General features: G+C 66.9%; 16 protein-coding genes. 6 read left to right on the top strand and 10 right to left on the bottom strand.

Translation table 11 applies throughout. From position 1 onward, the window contains the following. The first annotated feature begins 68 nt into the window (after nucleotides 1-68). Nucleotides 69-365 (top strand): hypothetical protein, encoded by a 297-nt coding sequence (locus tag AC1DCG_RS02945; RefSeq protein ID WP_477028217.1) that lies wholly within the window; start codon nucleotides 69-71, stop codon nucleotides 363-365. A gap of 216 nt (nucleotides 366-581) precedes the next feature. Here the strand turns inward: AC1DCG_RS02945 and AC1DCG_RS02940 are convergent, their stop codons facing one another. Beyond that, the gene (locus tag AC1DCG_RS02940) at nucleotides 582-3,920 is read right to left on the bottom strand and encodes a TRCF domain-containing protein (RefSeq protein WP_477028216.1); all 3,339 of its coding nucleotides are present in this window, start codon (nucleotides 3,918-3,920) and stop codon (nucleotides 582-584) included. Nucleotides 3,921-4,187: 267 nt separating this feature from the next. On the opposite strand from AC1DCG_RS02940, the gene AC1DCG_RS02935 reads away from it, so the two are divergent. Then, on the top strand, nucleotides 4,188-4,988 hold the full coding sequence (locus AC1DCG_RS02935) for a DUF1206 domain-containing protein (protein ID WP_477028215.1): 801 nt from the start codon (nucleotides 4,188-4,190) through the stop codon (nucleotides 4,986-4,988). 27 nt (nucleotides 4,989-5,015) lie between these two features. Here AC1DCG_RS02935 and AC1DCG_RS02930 read toward each other — a convergent pair whose 3' ends face one another. After that, nucleotides 5,016-5,972 (bottom strand): NAD(P)/FAD-dependent oxidoreductase, encoded by a 957-nt coding sequence (locus AC1DCG_RS02930; RefSeq protein ID WP_477028214.1) that lies wholly within the window; start codon nucleotides 5,970-5,972, stop codon nucleotides 5,016-5,018. Nucleotides 5,973-6,165: 193 nt separating this feature from the next. On the opposite strand from AC1DCG_RS02930, the gene AC1DCG_RS02925 reads away from it, so the two are divergent. Both AC1DCG_RS02925 and AC1DCG_RS02920 read left to right on the top strand, forming a co-directional pair. Beyond that, nucleotides 6,166-6,771, top strand: coding sequence for a DUF4142 domain-containing protein (locus tag AC1DCG_RS02925; protein ID WP_477028213.1), 606 nt, complete (start codon nucleotides 6,166-6,168; stop codon nucleotides 6,769-6,771). Between the two features lie 27 nt (nucleotides 6,772-6,798). Further along, entirely contained in the window at nucleotides 6,799-7,197 is a 399-nt protein-coding gene (locus tag AC1DCG_RS02920) for a DUF3597 domain-containing protein (protein WP_477028212.1), read from the top strand. A gap of 108 nt (nucleotides 7,198-7,305) precedes the next feature. Here the strand turns inward: AC1DCG_RS02920 and AC1DCG_RS02915 are convergent, their stop codons facing one another. Then, nucleotides 7,306-9,618 carry a PAS domain-containing protein gene (locus AC1DCG_RS02915; protein ID WP_477028211.1) on the bottom strand — a complete coding sequence of 771 codons (2,313 nt, stop codon included), beginning with the start codon at nucleotides 9,616-9,618 and terminating at the stop codon, nucleotides 7,306-7,308. A 119-nt stretch (nucleotides 9,619-9,737) separates the two neighbouring features. Continuing rightward, on the bottom strand, nucleotides 9,738-10,424 hold the full coding sequence (locus AC1DCG_RS02910) for a DUF6766 family protein (RefSeq protein WP_477028210.1): 687 nt from the start codon (nucleotides 10,422-10,424) through the stop codon (nucleotides 9,738-9,740). Between the two features lie 176 nt (nucleotides 10,425-10,600). Between AC1DCG_RS02910 and AC1DCG_RS02905 the strand changes: the two genes are divergently transcribed. Then, nucleotides 10,601-11,020, top strand: a complete 420-nt coding sequence (locus AC1DCG_RS02905; protein ID WP_477028209.1) for a hypothetical protein — start codon at nucleotides 10,601-10,603, stop codon at nucleotides 11,018-11,020. Between the two features lie 188 nt (nucleotides 11,021-11,208). Here the strand turns inward: AC1DCG_RS02905 and AC1DCG_RS02900 are convergent, their stop codons facing one another. From AC1DCG_RS02900 to AC1DCG_RS02890, 3 genes are all read right to left on the bottom strand, one after another. Then, the gene (locus AC1DCG_RS02900) at nucleotides 11,209-11,478 is read right to left on the bottom strand and encodes a DUF6894 family protein (RefSeq protein ID WP_477028208.1); all 270 of its coding nucleotides are present in this window, start codon (nucleotides 11,476-11,478) and stop codon (nucleotides 11,209-11,211) included. 365 nt (nucleotides 11,479-11,843) lie between these two features. Further along, complete coding sequence (locus AC1DCG_RS02895) at nucleotides 11,844-12,602, bottom strand: Crp/Fnr family transcriptional regulator (RefSeq protein ID WP_477036418.1); 759 nt, start codon at nucleotides 12,600-12,602, stop codon at nucleotides 11,844-11,846. Next, nucleotides 12,599-12,799 (bottom strand): hypothetical protein, encoded by a 201-nt coding sequence (locus AC1DCG_RS02890; protein ID WP_477028206.1) that lies wholly within the window; start codon nucleotides 12,797-12,799, stop codon nucleotides 12,599-12,601. Before AC1DCG_RS02890 ends, AC1DCG_RS02895 begins: the two co-directional genes overlap by 4 nt. A gap of 124 nt (nucleotides 12,800-12,923) precedes the next feature. Here AC1DCG_RS02890 and AC1DCG_RS02885 point away from each other — a divergent pair, with 124 nt between their 5' ends. Next, entirely contained in the window at nucleotides 12,924-13,658 is a 735-nt protein-coding gene (locus AC1DCG_RS02885) for a Crp/Fnr family transcriptional regulator (RefSeq protein ID WP_477041369.1), read from the top strand. A gap of 102 nt (nucleotides 13,659-13,760) precedes the next feature. Here AC1DCG_RS02885 and AC1DCG_RS02880 read toward each other — a convergent pair whose 3' ends face one another. The 3 genes from AC1DCG_RS02880 to AC1DCG_RS02870 are packed head-to-tail and all read right to left on the bottom strand — an operon-like array spanning nucleotide 13,761 to nucleotide 15,195. Beyond that, on the bottom strand, nucleotides 13,761-14,027 hold the full coding sequence (locus AC1DCG_RS02880; RefSeq protein WP_477028204.1) for a hypothetical protein: 267 nt from the start codon (nucleotides 14,025-14,027) through the stop codon (nucleotides 13,761-13,763). Continuing rightward, nucleotides 14,024-14,257 (bottom strand): hypothetical protein, encoded by a 234-nt coding sequence (locus AC1DCG_RS02875; RefSeq protein ID WP_477028203.1) that lies wholly within the window; start codon nucleotides 14,255-14,257, stop codon nucleotides 14,024-14,026. Before AC1DCG_RS02875 ends, AC1DCG_RS02880 begins: the two co-directional genes overlap by 4 nt. A 5-nt stretch (nucleotides 14,258-14,262) precedes the next feature. Beyond that, nucleotides 14,263-15,195 (bottom strand): iron-containing redox enzyme family protein, encoded by a 933-nt coding sequence (locus AC1DCG_RS02870; protein WP_477028202.1) that lies wholly within the window; start codon nucleotides 15,193-15,195, stop codon nucleotides 14,263-14,265. Nucleotides 15,196-15,250 lie beyond the last annotated feature (55 nt).

The raw sequence follows: 15,250 nt of genomic DNA, 5'->3' as shown, positions 1-15,250 counted from the left end.
AAGAACCCAAGGTCGCGCATTATCCTAGGTTATGGTTTGTGACGATCGATCAGCAAGGCGGTCGGCCGGTGGCCGCCAGCCGCATCCGCTGTCTGCCCGAGCCCCTCGATAAAATTCCGAATTGGCCGACTGAAACCGATCGCGACGTCAGACGATCCTACCAAATGATCATTATCGTTGCGCAATCGAAAGCCGGCTACGGCGTCTTGGTGGGCAGCGACTTGGTTGAGGAATTCGACCAGGTCGACAGAGCAAGAGCTTACGCGGCAAGACTATGCGACCAAGCCGGCGCGCGAGGCGAAAGCTTCAGTTGGGTCGATGTCAGCGAGGCGTCCGGGCATGCGGTGATCGATCAAGGGCGATGAGCCTGCAGGCGTTCGGAGAAGGAGCTTGTGAACGAGACGCCGCCTCGTCACCGGATCGCCTCCGCCGTTCCCTCTAGAGGGCGGTCGCATTGGCGCGACCGGCGGTCGTATTTGAGCTTGCCCAGACGGAAGGTGGCGGAGCATCGTATGCTGGTCGCGACGGCCCCGGGCCGAATACGGCCGCGTTGCAAGACGGCGCGGCTGCGGCGACAGCCTCTAATCGCTCAGCGCTGAAAGCAGGGAATGAACCAGCGCGCGGCGCTCGGGCTCGCTGTCGCAGGGCTGGGCGAGGACGAGCTTGTCCCCACGCACCGTCAGGTTAGAGCGCCATCGCGACAAGACCTTTTGAGACGGCGCTTCTCTGGCCGTCATGAGCGACACGCCCTTGGGTCCTGCGCGCACCTGACGCACGCCCGCGCTTTTGGCCAGACGCTGCAAGCGCGCGTCGTCAAGCAGCGTGCCGATCGGCGGGGGCAGGGCGCCGAAGCGATCCTCCAGCTCTTCCTCGAAAGCGTCGATCTGGCCTTGGTCTTCCATTCTAGCGAGGCGGGCGTAGAGATTGATCCGGGTCACCGCGTCGGGCACGTAGGCGGTCGGGATCGCGCCGGGCTCGCCAAGCTGCAGATCGGGGGTCCAGTCTTCGGCCTCGGCCTCGCCGCGCTCCACCCGCAGGGCTATGGCCAGCAAGCGCTGGTAAAGCCCTGGACCGATCATTCGCATATGTCCGGCCTGGTCCTCGCCGACCAGATCGCCGCCGCCGCGCAGATCCAGGTCCCGGGCGCTAATCGCCAGTCCCGAGCCCAGGCGATCGAAAGCCTCCAGCGTCGCAAGCCGCGCACGGGTCGCCTCGGAAAGGTCTTCCTGCGGATCGGAGAATAGGTAGGTCACGCCCTGAATTCGGCCTCGGCCGACCCGGCCGCGCAGTTGATGAAGCTGGGCAAGGCCAAAGCGGTCGGGGCGCCAGACGACCATGGTGTTGGCGCGCGGCACGTCCAGCCCGCTTTCGATTATGTTGGTGGCCAAAAGCACGTCGCCGTCGCCATCGGCGAAGCCGACCATTACGGCATCGGCCGCCTCCGCAGCCAGATCGCCATGGGCCACCCGCACTTCAAGTTCGGGGACAAGGCTCGCCAGCTGCGCCTCAAGCAGGCCGATGTCCTCGATGCGCGGCGCGACCACGAAGCTCTGCCCGCCCCGACGCTTCTCGCGCATCAGCGCCATGCGCAGGCTGGCCGCGTCGAAGGGAGCCAGGAACGTACGGATCGGCCGCCTGCGGGCCGGCGGGCTGGCGATGACGCTGACATCCTGCACGCCGATCATCGCCGCTTGCAGGGTGCGCGGGATCGGGGTGGCGGTCAGGGTCAGGAGGTGGCCGTCCTTGACCATGGCGCGCAATTTCTCCTTCAGCGCCGCACCCAGCTTCTGTTCCTCGTCGATGATCATCAGCCCAAGATCGCTAAAGCCGATGTCCTTGCCCGCCAGGGCCTGTGTGCCGATCACCGCGCCGATCTGGCCCGTTTCCAGGCCCTCCTTGACCGCCTTGGCTTCGGCGGGACCGACCAGGCGCGACAGGTGAGCCACGCCGATGCCCGTGCCGGCGAACCGCCGCTTGAAGGTTTCGACGTGTTGGCGGGCCAGGACCGTCGTCGGGGCGGCCAGGGCCACCTGGCGCCCGCTCAGGGCCACGGCGGCGGCCGCCCGCAAGGCCACCTCGGTCTTGCCAAAACCGACGTCGCCGCACACCAGACGGTCCATGGGCCGTCCGCTGGCGAGGTCGGCCAACACCGCCTCGATGGCGGCCGACTGATCGGGCGTCTCGGGATAGGCAAACCGAGCGGCGAACTTGGCGTAGGCGGCCTTGGGCGGGACGATGGGGGGGCAGGTCCTTTCCTCGCGCGCCTTGGCCAGGGCGACCAGCCGCCCAGCCGCCGCTTCAAGGTGGTGACGAACCTCGGCGCGACGCTTGGCCCAACCATCGCCCTTGAGGCGGTCGAGGGTTACCGCGCTCTCTTCGGCCCCGTAACGCCAGACGCGGCCGATCTCCTCGACAGGCGCCTGCAGAATGTCGCCGCCATGATACTCCAGTTGCAAGGTATCACGGCCCACGCCGTCCACCTCGATCCGGGCCAGATCACGCAGCACCCCCACCCCATGGTCCTCGTGCAGGACGACGTCGCCGGGGCGAAGGTCAGGCTCAGCTAGAAGATCCTGCAGGTGGGTCGCGCCGCGCGCGGCGGTRCGTCCGCCGACCACGTCGCTCGCGGCGATCACAGCCAGCTGACTGTCCGCCTCGATGAAACCCGAGTCGAGATCAAGTTCGACGCTGACGACTGCGCCCGATGGGCTGGCGATGGCCTGCGCCCAGCCGGTGCAAGGCAGAGGCTTGAGGTCGAGCCCGCGGGCCAGAGCCCTGGCGAGCGGCCGAAGCTCCTGCCGCAAGCCCGTCAACACCACGCGACGCCCGGCCTGGCGATGATGGTCGACGAGATCGCAAAAGGCCCGGCCAGGGTTGCGTTGCAGGGCCAGGTTCGCCACCGGTTCGAAGCCGCGCGTGTCCAGGCGCACCGCCGACCAGCCGGCGAGCGCCGCCTTCAGGTCCGCGCCTAGGAGATTGAGGTCGGCGGGCGCGCCGGGCTCAGGGCCCGCCCCGCCAAGCGTCTTGCGCGCCTCGAAGGCGTCCAGCACATGGGCCTCGACTTCGGCGAGACGTGCAGCCGCCTTGATGTCCATGGAAAGCCTGGCCTTGGGCAAAAGCTCGAACAGCGAGACCAGTGCTCCGTAGTGGTCGACCATGGCGTGCTCGGCCCCGGCAAGGCGCTCGGGAACGACGCCGTCGGCGCCGGGCTTGAGGATCAGCTCGCTTGCCGGGCCAAGGCGCAGGGCCTCGATCTCGCCGGCCGAGCGCTGGCTCAAGGGATCGTAGGTTCGCATCTCGGCGATGCGATCCGCTTCGAGCGCGATCCGCACCGGATAGGCGGCGTCCGCGGGGAAAATGTCGATGACCTCGCCGTGAAAGGCGATCTCGCCGGGCTCGTCGATGCGGTCGTCGGCGATATAGCCGGCGGCTGCGGCGAAATCGCTGAGCGCCTTGCGGTCGAGCGCAGCGCCGCGCTGAAGGTCGAAGACCGTTTCGCGCGCCCACACCGCCGGCGGCAGCTTCTGGACGATAGCTTCGGGCGAGGTGACCAGGACCCGCCGGCCCGCCGGCTGCGCAAGTCGTCCAAGGATCGCCATGCGCCGCCCCATGACATCGCGTGACGGCGAGGCGCGGTCATAGGGCAGGCAGTCCCACGGCGGCAGCACCAGGATCTCAAGATCAGGCCCGAAGCCGGCCAGGGCTCGGCCGATCTCCTCGGCCCGGCGTTCGCTGGACGCCACATGAACGAGGGCTGCTGCGCCCTTGGCCGCTTTGCGCGACAAGGCCAGCGCCACCGCCGAAGCGGGCGCCTCGACGCGCGATGCGCTGGAGGCGCGGTAGTCGCGCGCCCCCGGCGCCAGGATTTCGCCGACGGCGGGGGTAGGGCTTGCGGCCTGAGACATGTTGAAGAAGCTCATGATACGCGCCCGCGCCGCCGCGAGCAGGGCCGAAACACTCCATGCCCGAGGAAGTTGCAGGCGCTGCCCTAGGAGGAGCGCGCCAGTGCGCGCGGCGATCTTTTGACGGGGCGCAGCATCGATCACGGAACGTTCGCGGGGAGGCGCCGTTCAGCCTGGCCGACGGCAGCGCTTGAACATGGGAACCGACGAGGATCAGACGTGGGGCCAGCGAAAGCACATCCTTGGGCGCGGCGTCTCAGGCGCTTGGCGGCGCGGGACGAGATCATGCGTGGCCTGGAATGGGCCGGCCGTCTCGGCTACGCGGCGCGCGGGGTCGTCTATCTCGGCCTGGGTGCGATCGTCCTGATGGCCGCCGTCGATCTGACGCCGCGGGCGAGCGGCGCCAAGGCCATGCTGGCGGCTTGGGCCGACTGGCCGCTTGGCCTGGTGATCGTCGGTCTGGTTTCACTAGGCCTGCTGGGCTTTGCGATCTGGCGCGGCTTGCAGGCCGTCTTCGACGCTGATGGCCATGGCGTCTCGCCCAAGGCTATCGCCGTGCGTGTCGGACAAGCCGTCAGCGCACTGATCTATGGCGGACTTGGGCTCTGGGGCCTTGAGCTGCTCGATGCCTTCGAGGATGTCGGTGAGGCCGACGAGGAACAGGCCGCCCACGGCGCGGCCGCCGCCGTCCTGAACTGGCCCCACGGCGAGGCCCTGCTGCTGCTGGCGGGCCTGACGCTCGTCGGTGTTGGCGTAGGCAACGTCATTCAGGGCCTGATGCAGGACTTTTCCAAGCGCCTGTCATGCGATGCGGATCTTTGTCGCGTTGTCGCGCCTCTGGCGCGGATCGGCTATGGCGCGCGGGGCCTCGCCACCCTGCCGGCTGGCGTATTTTTGATAAAGGCGGGGCTGGACGCGGCTAGCCGCGATGTCCACAGCTGGGGCGGGGCCTTGCAGGCGCTTGAGCGCCAGCCCTTCGGATCCTGGGTCCTGGGCCTGATCGCCTTGGGGCTGGCAGCCTTCGGCCTCTTCGGTTTTGTGGAGGCGGCCTTCCGACGGATCCGCCCCGCCCAAGCGCTCACGTGATGGGCAGGGACCATCAGGACCGAGCGCTTATTCCGACAAGGCCCTCAGCCGTTTGTGGATATGGGTGGCGGCGATGGCGGCTTCGGCGGCGGCCACGGCGATCTGGTTTAGCCCGCGCACGATGTCGCCCGCCGCATAAAGGCCTTCGATCGATGTTTCCTGATGGGCGCTGACCAGGAGGTTGCCGTCGGCGTCGTGAGCCGCGCCTTGGTCCAACGCCAGGCGCGTCTGCATCTCACATCCCAAGGCCAAGTAGAGGCAGTCGAAGGTCCGTTGCGCCTGATCGCCCCGCCTTACCGTGACCGCCTCAGGTCCGACAGCAAGATCGCTCAGACTGATCGGCTCGACCTCTACGCCGTGCTCTTCCAAGGCCTTCTTGTCGGTGAGCGTGGCAGGGTCGCCAAGGTGCAGCAGGGTGACCCTTTGCGAATAGGTGGTCAGGAACGCGGCCTCGCGCGCTCCACGGTCGTCGTCGCCAAGCACGGCGATCGCCTGATCGATCGCTTCATAGGCGTCGCAAATGGGGCACATGCGCACCTTGGCCGCGCGGATCGCAGCCTCGATACGGTCCAAGGACGGCAGCCGATCGACGAGGCCTGTCGCCAACAGGACGAAACGCGCGCGGACGAGGGCGCGGCCTGCGGCCAGATCGCTTTGGGCCGTATCGAGCGTGACCTCGAACCGCTGGGCCTTGTGCGAAAGGGCGACGGCTCGGGCGACTCGCCGCCGGGCGCCGTAGAGCTCGGCTTGGCGTCTCAAGTCCGATAGCAGCTGGCGGCCGCCAACACCGCCGGCAAATCCAGGCGTGTTGTGGCTCTCAGGGATCCAGTCGGCCCGCGGGGGCCCGCCGTCGAGGATCAGCACCTTGCGGCGAAACCGCCCCAGATAGGTCGCCGCCGTCAGCCCGGCCGGACCCGCACCGACGATGATTGCGTCGTAGTCATCGATCTCGGCGGCGTCCGGCGGAACGGGAGTTTTCGTCATGGGGCGTTTGTCTGGTGGCGGCTTGCGCCTTAACGAGCGCTCGCAAAGGCCGTTCCGGAAGCAAGCCTGAGGTCTCAAGGCTCGCTCTTGGATCTGGCCATGCCGGGAGCATCTTGCGGGAACGTCGAGCAAATCGCGCCGTTCAGTTTGCGCGTCGCCCAGGGGCGATCGCGACACGATGGAGACGCCGACCATGGCCCGATATTCACTTTTGGCCGCCGCCGCCTTGGCCGCCGTGACGCTCACCGCCTGCCAGAAAAAGGACGCAGAACCCGCCCCGGCCGATCCGGGCACGAGCAACGCAGCCGTCAACACTGCGCAGGACGCCGCCTCCAGCGCCGTTGGGACGGCCGCCGCCGTAAGCGGACCGATGTCGACCGACGCCTTCGTGACCAATGCCGCGATCAGCGACCTCTATGAAATCCAAGCCGGCCGGATCGCCCAGCAAAGGGGCCAGAGGCAGGCGGTCAAGGACTTCGGCGAGCAGATGGTCACCGACCACACTGCGCTCTCCAACGCTCTCAAGCCGCTGATCATCGCCGCGGGCAAGGCCGCGCCGCCAGGGCTGGACGAGCGCCGCAAGGGCCTGATCGACAACCTGAACGCCGCGGCCCCGGCCGACTTCGACAAGGTCTATCTGACTCAACAGGAAGCCGCCCATAACGAGGCTCTGACCCTGATGCAGGGCTACGCCGATAAGGGCGACGACGCGAACCTGAAGGCCGGGGCGGCCAAGGCTCTGCCCAAGATCAAGGCCCACCTCAGCCACGTCCAGGGGCTGGCCTCGGCCGCGCACTAGGCATCATTTGACAGGAGCCGGTTCCCGATGAGCTTTTTTTCCAAGATCGTCGATAAGATCTTCCGCCATGACCAGTCAAAGATCGCGCCGGCGCCGGCCACGGCCAGCGCTGTCGCCCCTGTCGCGCCGTCTCCCGCGCCGACGAGCCAGACGGAGCCGGCACCCGTTGCTCCGGTCGATGTCGAGGCCGTCCTGACATCGATGGCCGAGATCGAAGGCGGCGGCGACTGGCGCGCCTCGATCGTCGATTTGCTCAAGCTCCTCAAGCTGGATTCCAGCCTGCAGGCTCGCAAGGAGCTGGCGGACGAACTGGGCGTGCATGTCGGCGAAGCCGGCAGCGCCGAGCAAAACATCGCCCTGCACAAGGCGGTGATGAAAAAGCTCGCCGAGAATGGCGGTCAGGTTCCCGACAACCTTTATCACTAGAGGCGGCTCTGGCGGCGCGGCGGCTTGTTGCGCACCGACCAGCCCTTTTCGCTCAAGGGGCGCGCCGCCCATGCGCCACGCGGCCGATGACCGGCCAGCAACAGCCCATCAGGTCCGAGCGCCCGCACGCAAGCGCACAGACAGTCCTTCGCGGCTCCAGTCGAAGACGATCTGGCCTTCGAGCTGGCGAGCTAAGCTGGCCATTAGCCGTGAGCCGAAACCCGAGCGCGACGGCGCTGTCACCGACGGACCATCGCGCTCTTCCCAGGCCAGCGACCAGCCCTGCTGTTCGCTGGCCCAACTGACCTCCAGGCGGCCACCGCGCATCGACAGCGCTCCATACTTGGTGGCGTTGGTGACGAGCTCGTGGAGGATCATACTCAAGGGCTGGAGCTGGTCGGCCGGCAGGGCGATTTCGTCACCGCAAAGGCGCACCCGGGCCCCGGTGCAGATCGCCGAAGCGAGCTCGTCACGCACCACCTCGGCGATGGTTCCGCCGCGCCATTGGGTCCTGGCAAGCGCCGACTGAGCCCTCGCCATGGCTTCGATGCGGCCGTGAATGGCCTTTCGGAACTCGGCTGGATCGGCCGCGTCGGTCAGGCGCACGAGCGATTGGATGATGGCCAGGGCGTTTCGAGCCCGATGATCGACCTCGCACATCAGGAGGTCGCGCGCCGCCTCGGCGTGCTTGCGCGCGGTGATGTCGATGGCCGTGCCGACCACGCGCAGGCAACGACCCTCTGCATTGAACACGCCGCGCCCCTTGGCGGCCACCCAGCGCTCTATCCCATCCTCCGCGCCGATGGTGCGATATTCGACATCGTAGAGGTCCTGGGCCAGCGGGTCGCAGGCGGCCGCATAGGCCCTGGACGTCGGCTCCAGGTCATCGGGGTGTAGCCCGCGGTAGAAGTCGTTCAAGGTCACCGGCACGCCGGGCGAGTGGCCAAAGAGCGCCCGGACACGGTCGTCCCAGTAGAGCGCGCCATCGCCATTATCGACGTCCCACAGCCCCACTTCTCCAAACTCGGTGGCCAATCGCAGACGCGTCTCGCTTTGCATAAGCGCGCGTTCGGCTTCGATGCGTTTGGTGACGTCCGAGATCACCGCATAGAGACCGATCACCCCGTCGTCGGCGCCGCGCCGCGGAACATAATCGATCTGCACGTCGCGTGGTCCGCTGGAGGGATAGTCCACGCGACTTTCGAACGTCACTCGTTCCCCGGCCAGCGCCGTCGCCAGATACGGCTTGACCCGATCATAGGCCGCCCCCAACACCGTCTCCACGCGTTGGCCTTGCAGCGCCTCGCGCGGCCTCCCGAACCACGCCTCGTAACCGCGATTGATGAAGCGGTAGCGCTCCTCACGATCGATATAGGCGATCAGCAGCGGCGCAGCATCGGTGATCCGCCGCAGCTCGGCTTCGCTCTCGGCCAGTTCGGCCTGGGACGCCACCCTTTCCACGAACGCCCAAGAGCGCTCGGTGACCTCGCGCACCAAGGCCAGCTCCTGATCGCTCCAGAAATAGGGGGCCTTATGATGGACGGCCATTAGCGCACGAAGGCGGCCATCGCGCACCAGCGGCATGCAGATGGTCGCGCCGATACCGATGGCCTGGAAGGTGGCCGCCTCGTGGGCGGCGATTTCCGCGAGATTGTCGTTGATGACCAGCGGCAAGCCGCGCGAGAGGTTCTCCACGGCCATCTCGCCAAAGTCGGCCAAGCGATAGCGGCCGACAATGGAGGTCGAGCCCGGCGCGGCCCAATCGCCGCGAATGGTGAAACCGTCCTGGTCGGGATCCATGTCGGCATAGGCGCAGATGGCCACGCCCATGTGCTCGCCGATCATCTGAGCCGCGCGCATCATCACCGCCTCGGCGCTGGGTAGGGCCGATGTGGCGCGGGTCAGGCGATCGAGAAAGAGAAGCGTGCGCTCGCTCTCCTCGCGGCGGGCGCGTTCCTGCGCGGCCGATGTTGTCTCGACGCACACGCACAAGACTCCAGGAACCTCGTCCGCAACCGGTATCGGGCTGTAGGAAAAGGTAAAGCACGCCGGTTCGGCTTGGCCTTTCCGATGAAGGATGACCGGCAGATCCTCGTAGAACGCGGCCGCGCCGCTGAAAGCCGCCTCGATGATTGGCTCAATGGTGGCGCGCACCTCGGGCCACACGGTCCAGAAGGGCTGGCCCAGGGCGCCTGGGTGCTTGTCGCCGAGGATGGGGCGATAGGCGTCGTTATAGATGAGGATCCGCTCGGGACCCCAGATCAGGAACATCGGGAACGCCGCGCCCAGCAGCACTTCGACCTGCTGGCGCAGGGGCTGAGGCCATGCGGAGGGGCGGCTCAACCCCGCGATGGCGTCATCGGCCTCAAGCAGCCTCGCCACTTCGCCACCCGCCAGGATTTTGGAGACCTTGAAGCTCATAGGGGAGGCGGTGATCCGGCAAAGGGGGCGAGAGTCGGGCGGTCCTTGCTTGCGCAGCCCACCTGCGACGACAACGTCAAAGCCAAGCTTCGGTTGCGACGGGCGCGGCTCAGGCGTGTTCAGGCGCCCGTCTTGTCGTCTGGCGCGGCGACCGGCTTGGATTCGGGTGAGTTTTTTTGGCGCAGGACGATCGACAAGACCACGAGCACGGCGGTGGAGAGGAACTCGCTTTGCCAGTTCTGGAAGGATTCGAACCACAGTTGCGGGTCGGTGAGATAGGCCAGGACGCCTTTGGCGACTTGACCGTGCTCGGCCGCTTCCTGGGCAGCGTGCTGGGCGCTGAACGTCCAGTGCAATACGAAGGCGGCCAGGAACAGGCCCGTCAAGACCAGACCAAGCGAGTGAGCGTAGAGCCAGGACCAGAGCCCTACGCGTCGGGCCAGCAACGGAGCGTCTGGATCGCTGCTGGGGAGCAGGTCGCGCTCTGGGGCGTCGGGGTCTTTGGATTCCGATGATCCGCGCTGGACGAGATAGGCTGTCAGAACGACATAGACGGCCATCTGCAGAAATTCGCTCTCCCAGTTCTCGAAAACTGCCGAGACGAAGGCCGGGTCGGACAGATAGCTGATCAGCCCGACATCAGCCTGGCCATGGCGTCGAAGGTCCTCGACGGCCACACGCCATCCCGTCAGCCACTGACCCACAAGGCTGACGGCGAACAGCGCCATCAGAACCAGGGTCAATCCGTTGCGCTTGAGAAACCGGGCCATGATGGCAAAGCCGCCACGCGGGCGGCCAAGTTCCATGATCATCGTTTGCTGGGATGGAGCACGCGGGTCCTGGCGCCAGGTTGGCGGCAAGGTAGGGCAGGGCACGACTGATCGCGCGTGATGCGCGCAGGACCCGACACCGCGGAAGGTCCCGCGCGTTCAGACCTCGCGGTGGTCGCCGCCGCGCTGTTCTCACCACAAGGAGATGCTCGATGTTCGAGACGCCTTCGTCCGACCCCGCCCAGGCCGCGCCCATCCCCGCGCCGGCCGCCCCCGAAGGCGCCGACCTTCTGATCCGCGGCAAGCCGCACGACGAGGCCTTCTGGGACCGGCATCCCGATGTCGAGCGCTACAAGGTGGCCATGAAGGCTGGTCAGGCGCAGGTCGAGGACTGGGAGGTGCTGATCTGGCTCAAACCCGACCTCGTCGGCGGGGCGGCCCTGGAGGCGCGTGGTGAGATCCCCCATCGTCCGGCGGACGGCCTCTTCGAGGTCCATGCGGCCCATGACCTGGCCTTTTTCGACCGTCACCCTGATGTGGCTGCCTGGCGCGCAGCGATCGCCCTCAACGAACATGGCCCCGGCGCCGTCCATAAGGTCGAGGTCTGGATGAAGCCGCCGCGTGTCGGCTAGGCGTTCCCTCCGCGAGCAAGGGGCGTGAGCTGCCCCTTGCCAGCCCGGGCTTGATCGGAGCGATCAGATCCAGGCGCTGTTTCCCCTCGCGTCGGGGACGGCGATCCCGGGGTGGCTTGGGGCGGGTTGTTTGACTTGAGCGAACGCTTAAGCGGCAAACGTTTGGAAGCGGGTTTGACCCTGAGCGATCAGCTCGCGGTTTCGCCGGGGGCCTTGCCCTCGCTGTCCTGCACGACCGTCTGGAGCCCGCGGGCGCTGCCTTTCCACACGACCTGCTCGTCCTGCCCGCGGACGCTGATGCGCAGGGATATGGCAGTGTGATCGCAAAGCGCATGGTCGCGGAGAATTTCCGAGACCAGCAGCAAGGCTTGTCTAATGGCTGCGAGCGCGTCGGCCGCCTCGACCTGTTCGGTCGTGGCCGCGCCATCGCTGTCGATGTCGAAGTGAAAGGTTGTCATGCTCACAGGCCCGCGTGGCGCCGTCGGATTTGCGCGGGCCGCTTCTTCGACGCTTTCGATGGGCTCGGGCCTGCTGCCGTTTCCACGGCCGATCGGCTGCGGGCGCCGCGCTTTCTCGCCCAGCCTCGGGGGCGCGGGCGGCAGGGGCGGATCATGGACAGGGTCATCGAAAAGGAGATCCCTCGATCCTGGGCTTTCGACGCGCGGCGGCCGGTGAGACGTGACCCCTCCGCGGACCTGTCGCCCGTCGGTTCAACAGTTGAAGGCCCTCCTGGAGCCTGTCTTGATCCTTGGCTGAAGCCCCCTGACAAGCCGGCCGTTCCCCGACCGCGCGCCGATGATCAATTGATGATCCCGGTCGCGCATCACGCCTCCTGTCGGCTCGGCTGCGGACGACGCAGGACAGGCCCTTCACCGGCCTCGGTCTGGGGGCGAAAGACTTGAGGATCGAAGCCGCCGAGCGCGGCCAGGCGATCCCAATCGAGAATTTGAAGAACGCCGTTCTTGACCGCCGCCAGGTTATCGTCGCGAAGTCCGCGCAGCACCCTATGGATGTGAACTACAGAAAGCCCTAGGGCGTCGGCGATGTCGCCCTGCACAGCCGGTAGGGCGCAACGGTTGTCGCTTGCCAGGCCCAAGGTCTTTTGCCGCCAGTAGATCTCGCAAAGGAGATTGGCCGTCCGCGCCGACGCCGATCGCCGCCCCAGGCTGACGAGGCCGTTTCGCTGGGCGCGCGCCTCGGTCAGCACCGCGCGGCAGAGCGTGGCCAGAAGACTGGCATGGTCGCTCAGCATGGCGCGAAGCTCCTGGGCGCTGAATTTCCTCACCTCGCAAGGCGCCAGCGCACGCACCTCGTAGTCGATCCCGACAAAGAGGCCGGCCAGGTCGATCAGGTCGCCGGGCGTGGCCACGCTGAAGATCTGGCGCCCACCGTCGCCGAGCACCGTCTGCTTCACGGCCAGACCGCGCGCCAGGAGTCGCAAGCACGAGCGCTCGCCGGGAGCCAGGATCAGATCACCAGCCTCGAATGTCTCGGACGTGGAGGCGCACTCCGACAGGCGCTCGCGCACGCCTTCGCGCAAAGGCCCGAACCGGTCGAGGCTGGCTATCAAAAGACGGTTCAAGCCGTCGGTTCCGCTGGCGCGCGGGTAATGACGGCGATGCGTTTGTCGTCGCGCCAGACCTCGATTTCGTGACAGCTGCGATGCTCGGCCAGCAAGGCCTGGGCGCGGCGTTCAGGATCTACGGTCTCTACATCCAGATCGACAAACGTCGTCCTGCAGTCGTCGGTGACGCCGATAAAGATAAGCGGGGTGAGCAAGGAAACCTCCGGGCGCGAGGAGTCTAGGCTCATCGCAGCCGGTCCGCGTTGATCTAGGTTATCGGCTCGCTCGTTTGACGGCCTTAAAGCTCGTTGTCCGGAGAGGGGAGATCCCTGTATCGCCATGCCGCCAGCCCCTGTGATCACCCCTCTCATCGAAAAGATGGCCAGGCGCGACATCATCTCCCCGACCGAGCGCGAGGCGCTGGCCGGTCTTCTTGGGCCAACGCGCCGGGTCGCCGCCGGCAAGGCGTTGGTCGAGCCCGGCGACCGGCCCAACTTCAGCACCTTCGTCGTCAGCGGCTTTTGCGCCCGTTTCACGCTGACGCAGACCGGCGGGCGTCAGCTCACCGAGATCAATATCGGCGGCGATTTTGTCGACCTGCACAGCCTTCTGATGCGCCAGATGGACCACGGCGTCGTGGCCTTGGCCGATTGCGTGATCGCGCCCGCCGCCCACGAGGATCTGCGCCGCCTCAGCGAACAGCACCCGCATCTGACGCGGTTGCTCTGGCTGGAAACCGTGGTCGACGCGGCGATCCATCGTCAGTGGCTGGTGGCGCTTGGTCAACAGAACGCGGCCAGTCGCTTGGCGCACCTGATCTGCGAGCTCTATCTGCGGCTCGAGGCGGCAGGCATCGCCCAGAACTTCGGATTTGTTCTGCCCATGACGCAGGTTGATCTGGGAGACGTGCTCGGCTTGACCCAGGTGCACGTCAATCGGGTGCTGATGGACCTGCGGCGCCAGGGGCTCGTGGACTGGAAGGCCGGTCACGTGACCATCAACGATTGGGAGGCTCTCGCGCGGCTTGGCCAGTTCGACCCAGCCTATCTTCGCCTCCAGAACGACCCCGTCTGATCGCCGCCGCCGATCGCGGCCGTCAGCGCTGTAACGCCCGGTCGAACGTCGTTTACCTGCGCGCGTCGGCGGCGCGGCGCAAGCCTCCAGACGAGGCGGGGATCAGGCCGCCTGGGTCGAAAGTTCATCGGCGGCAAGGGCGGCCGCGGCGCTGCGCGATCTGAGGAGCTCATGGATGATCAACGCGGCGGCATGCTTTCGAGACGCCGCCAGGCCCTGTACGCGTGGCTGCCCATCGTGGTCGAAGACCCGCCAGAGCCAGTGGCCTGCCGGGGTCGGCGAGATGGTGAAGCGGACGACCACGTCGCCAGCGGCGATCTTCGAGCGCGTTGCCGCCGGCGTGAGGGCGCACTGCGCCTGCATTGTCATGCCGGCGCTCCCAAAGGATAGGCAAAGCCCTCCGGGGCGCGTCCGCGCTCAGGGCTTGGCGCCCGTCGAGCGTGGACCTTGACCGTGGCGTTCCGCAGCCAGACGCGCGCCAGGCGTCGGGCTTGAGCGATCGCACGCCGGCGCGCGGAGAAGAAGAGAACCTCGCCCGTCTCGGCGATCTTCACGCACCACCCGCCGTCGTAGGGCAGGACGTCCAGGAGGGTCGTCATGGCGATCACTCGGCCGCGTAGACCAGCGGGTGTGCATTGGCCCAAAGATGGGCGCGATAGGTCTCAAAACACTGCTCACCGCAGATCAGGCGCATCACCGCGCCCTCGGCGATGTAGCGGGCGCGCGCAGGATCCTCCGCCACGAGCGGCAGCAGGGCCTCGGTGTTCCAGGCCTTGGAGTGCTCGATGTCGAGATGGGCGTGAAGCGCGAAGTATTTTCGGGCTTCGGGCGAGACGCCGACACGCTTGAGACCGGCGTCGACGCAGGACACTCGCGTAGGCGCGGTCAGCTCCACTACGCCCAAGGCGCCGATCGAATGCCATGCATAACGGCGCGTGGTGGCGAAGGCGGTCATGGTGTTGGCCAGACAAAGCGACTGCCAGAGCGTGGTGTCGATGGTGGGGGTCAGGCCCAGGGCCGCGGTCGTTCGCGAGAGCATCGGGCCATGCATGCCCTTGGCGCTGCCGCGACCCATCTCGTCCCAATAGTTGCGGGCCAGTTCGAGCTTGGCGCGGTCTGGGATCTTGACCTGGGTCAAGGCGACCAAATCGTCGAACCCGGCCTCGCCCGCCGCCTCCTGGGTCAAGAACCATTTTATGTCTTCGAGGCTTGCCGCGCCCTGCAGCCAGTCGAACAGAGGGTCCCACTGGCCGGGGCCATGGTCCTTCAGCGCCTCGAACCAAGACACGAACGCCTCGGCCTCTTGCGGGACGGTCTCGAGCAGCGGCGCGACGTGGGCGCGGAAAGCTTCGATGAACCCGCCTTCCACATCCTTCATGAAGCGCTCCTCCTCGATCGCGTCGCGCCAATCAGCGCTCGGCGCCGCGGGTGACAGCCGACGGTGGTTCCAGTGCGCCAGACCCTTGTGCAGGGCGTCGGCGTCAAGAAATTGCGGGCTGAAGGCGCCAAGGCGCGAAAGGCGATCGCCACGGAACATGGTTGGCACTCCGATCAGGCGGGGAACCGGTTCGGCGCGAACGCAGATTGCGCGT

The sequence above is a fragment of the Caulobacter sp. 10L414 genome (assembly GCF_056395525.1).
The sequence above is the reverse complement of the archived record's forward strand: the minus strand, read 5'-3'. Positions and strand labels throughout refer to the sequence as shown.

Excerpts from the sequence above, each read along its gene's own strand:
- AC1DCG_RS02900 (WP_477028208.1), bottom strand. The coding sequence starts at position 11,478 with ATGACAACCTTTCACTTCGACATCGACAGCGATGGCGCGGCCACGACC.
- AC1DCG_RS02925 (WP_477028213.1), top strand. The coding sequence starts at position 6,166 with ATGGCCCGATATTCACTTTTGGCCGCCGCCGCCTTGGCCGCCGTGACG.
- AC1DCG_RS02935 (WP_477028215.1), top strand. The coding sequence starts at position 4,188 with ATGCGTGGCCTGGAATGGGCCGGCCGTCTCGGCTACGCGGCGCGCGGG.
- AC1DCG_RS02875 (WP_477028203.1), bottom strand. The coding sequence starts at position 14,257 with ATGACGACCCTCCTGGACGTCCTGCCCTACGACGGCGGGTGGTGCGTG.
- AC1DCG_RS02930 (WP_477028214.1), bottom strand. The coding sequence starts at position 5,972 with ATGACGAAAACTCCCGTTCCGCCGGACGCCGCCGAGATCGATGACTAC.
- AC1DCG_RS02905 (WP_477028209.1), top strand. The coding sequence starts at position 10,601 with ATGTTCGAGACGCCTTCGTCCGACCCCGCCCAGGCCGCGCCCATCCCC.
- AC1DCG_RS02915 (WP_477028211.1), bottom strand. The coding sequence starts at position 9,618 with ATGAGCTTCAAGGTCTCCAAAATCCTGGCGGGTGGCGAAGTGGCGAGG.
- AC1DCG_RS02885 (WP_477041369.1), top strand. The coding sequence starts at position 12,924 with ATGCCGCCAGCCCCTGTGATCACCCCTCTCATCGAAAAGATGGCCAGG.
- AC1DCG_RS02880 (WP_477028204.1), bottom strand. The coding sequence starts at position 14,027 with ATGACAATGCAGGCGCAGTGCGCCCTCACGCCGGCGGCAACGCGCTCG.
- AC1DCG_RS02920 (WP_477028212.1), top strand. The coding sequence starts at position 6,799 with ATGAGCTTTTTTTCCAAGATCGTCGATAAGATCTTCCGCCATGACCAG.
- AC1DCG_RS02870 (WP_477028202.1), bottom strand. The coding sequence starts at position 15,195 with ATGTTCCGTGGCGATCGCCTTTCGCGCCTTGGCGCCTTCAGCCCGCAA.
- AC1DCG_RS02910 (WP_477028210.1), bottom strand. The coding sequence starts at position 10,424 with ATGGAACTTGGCCGCCCGCGTGGCGGCTTTGCCATCATGGCCCGGTTT.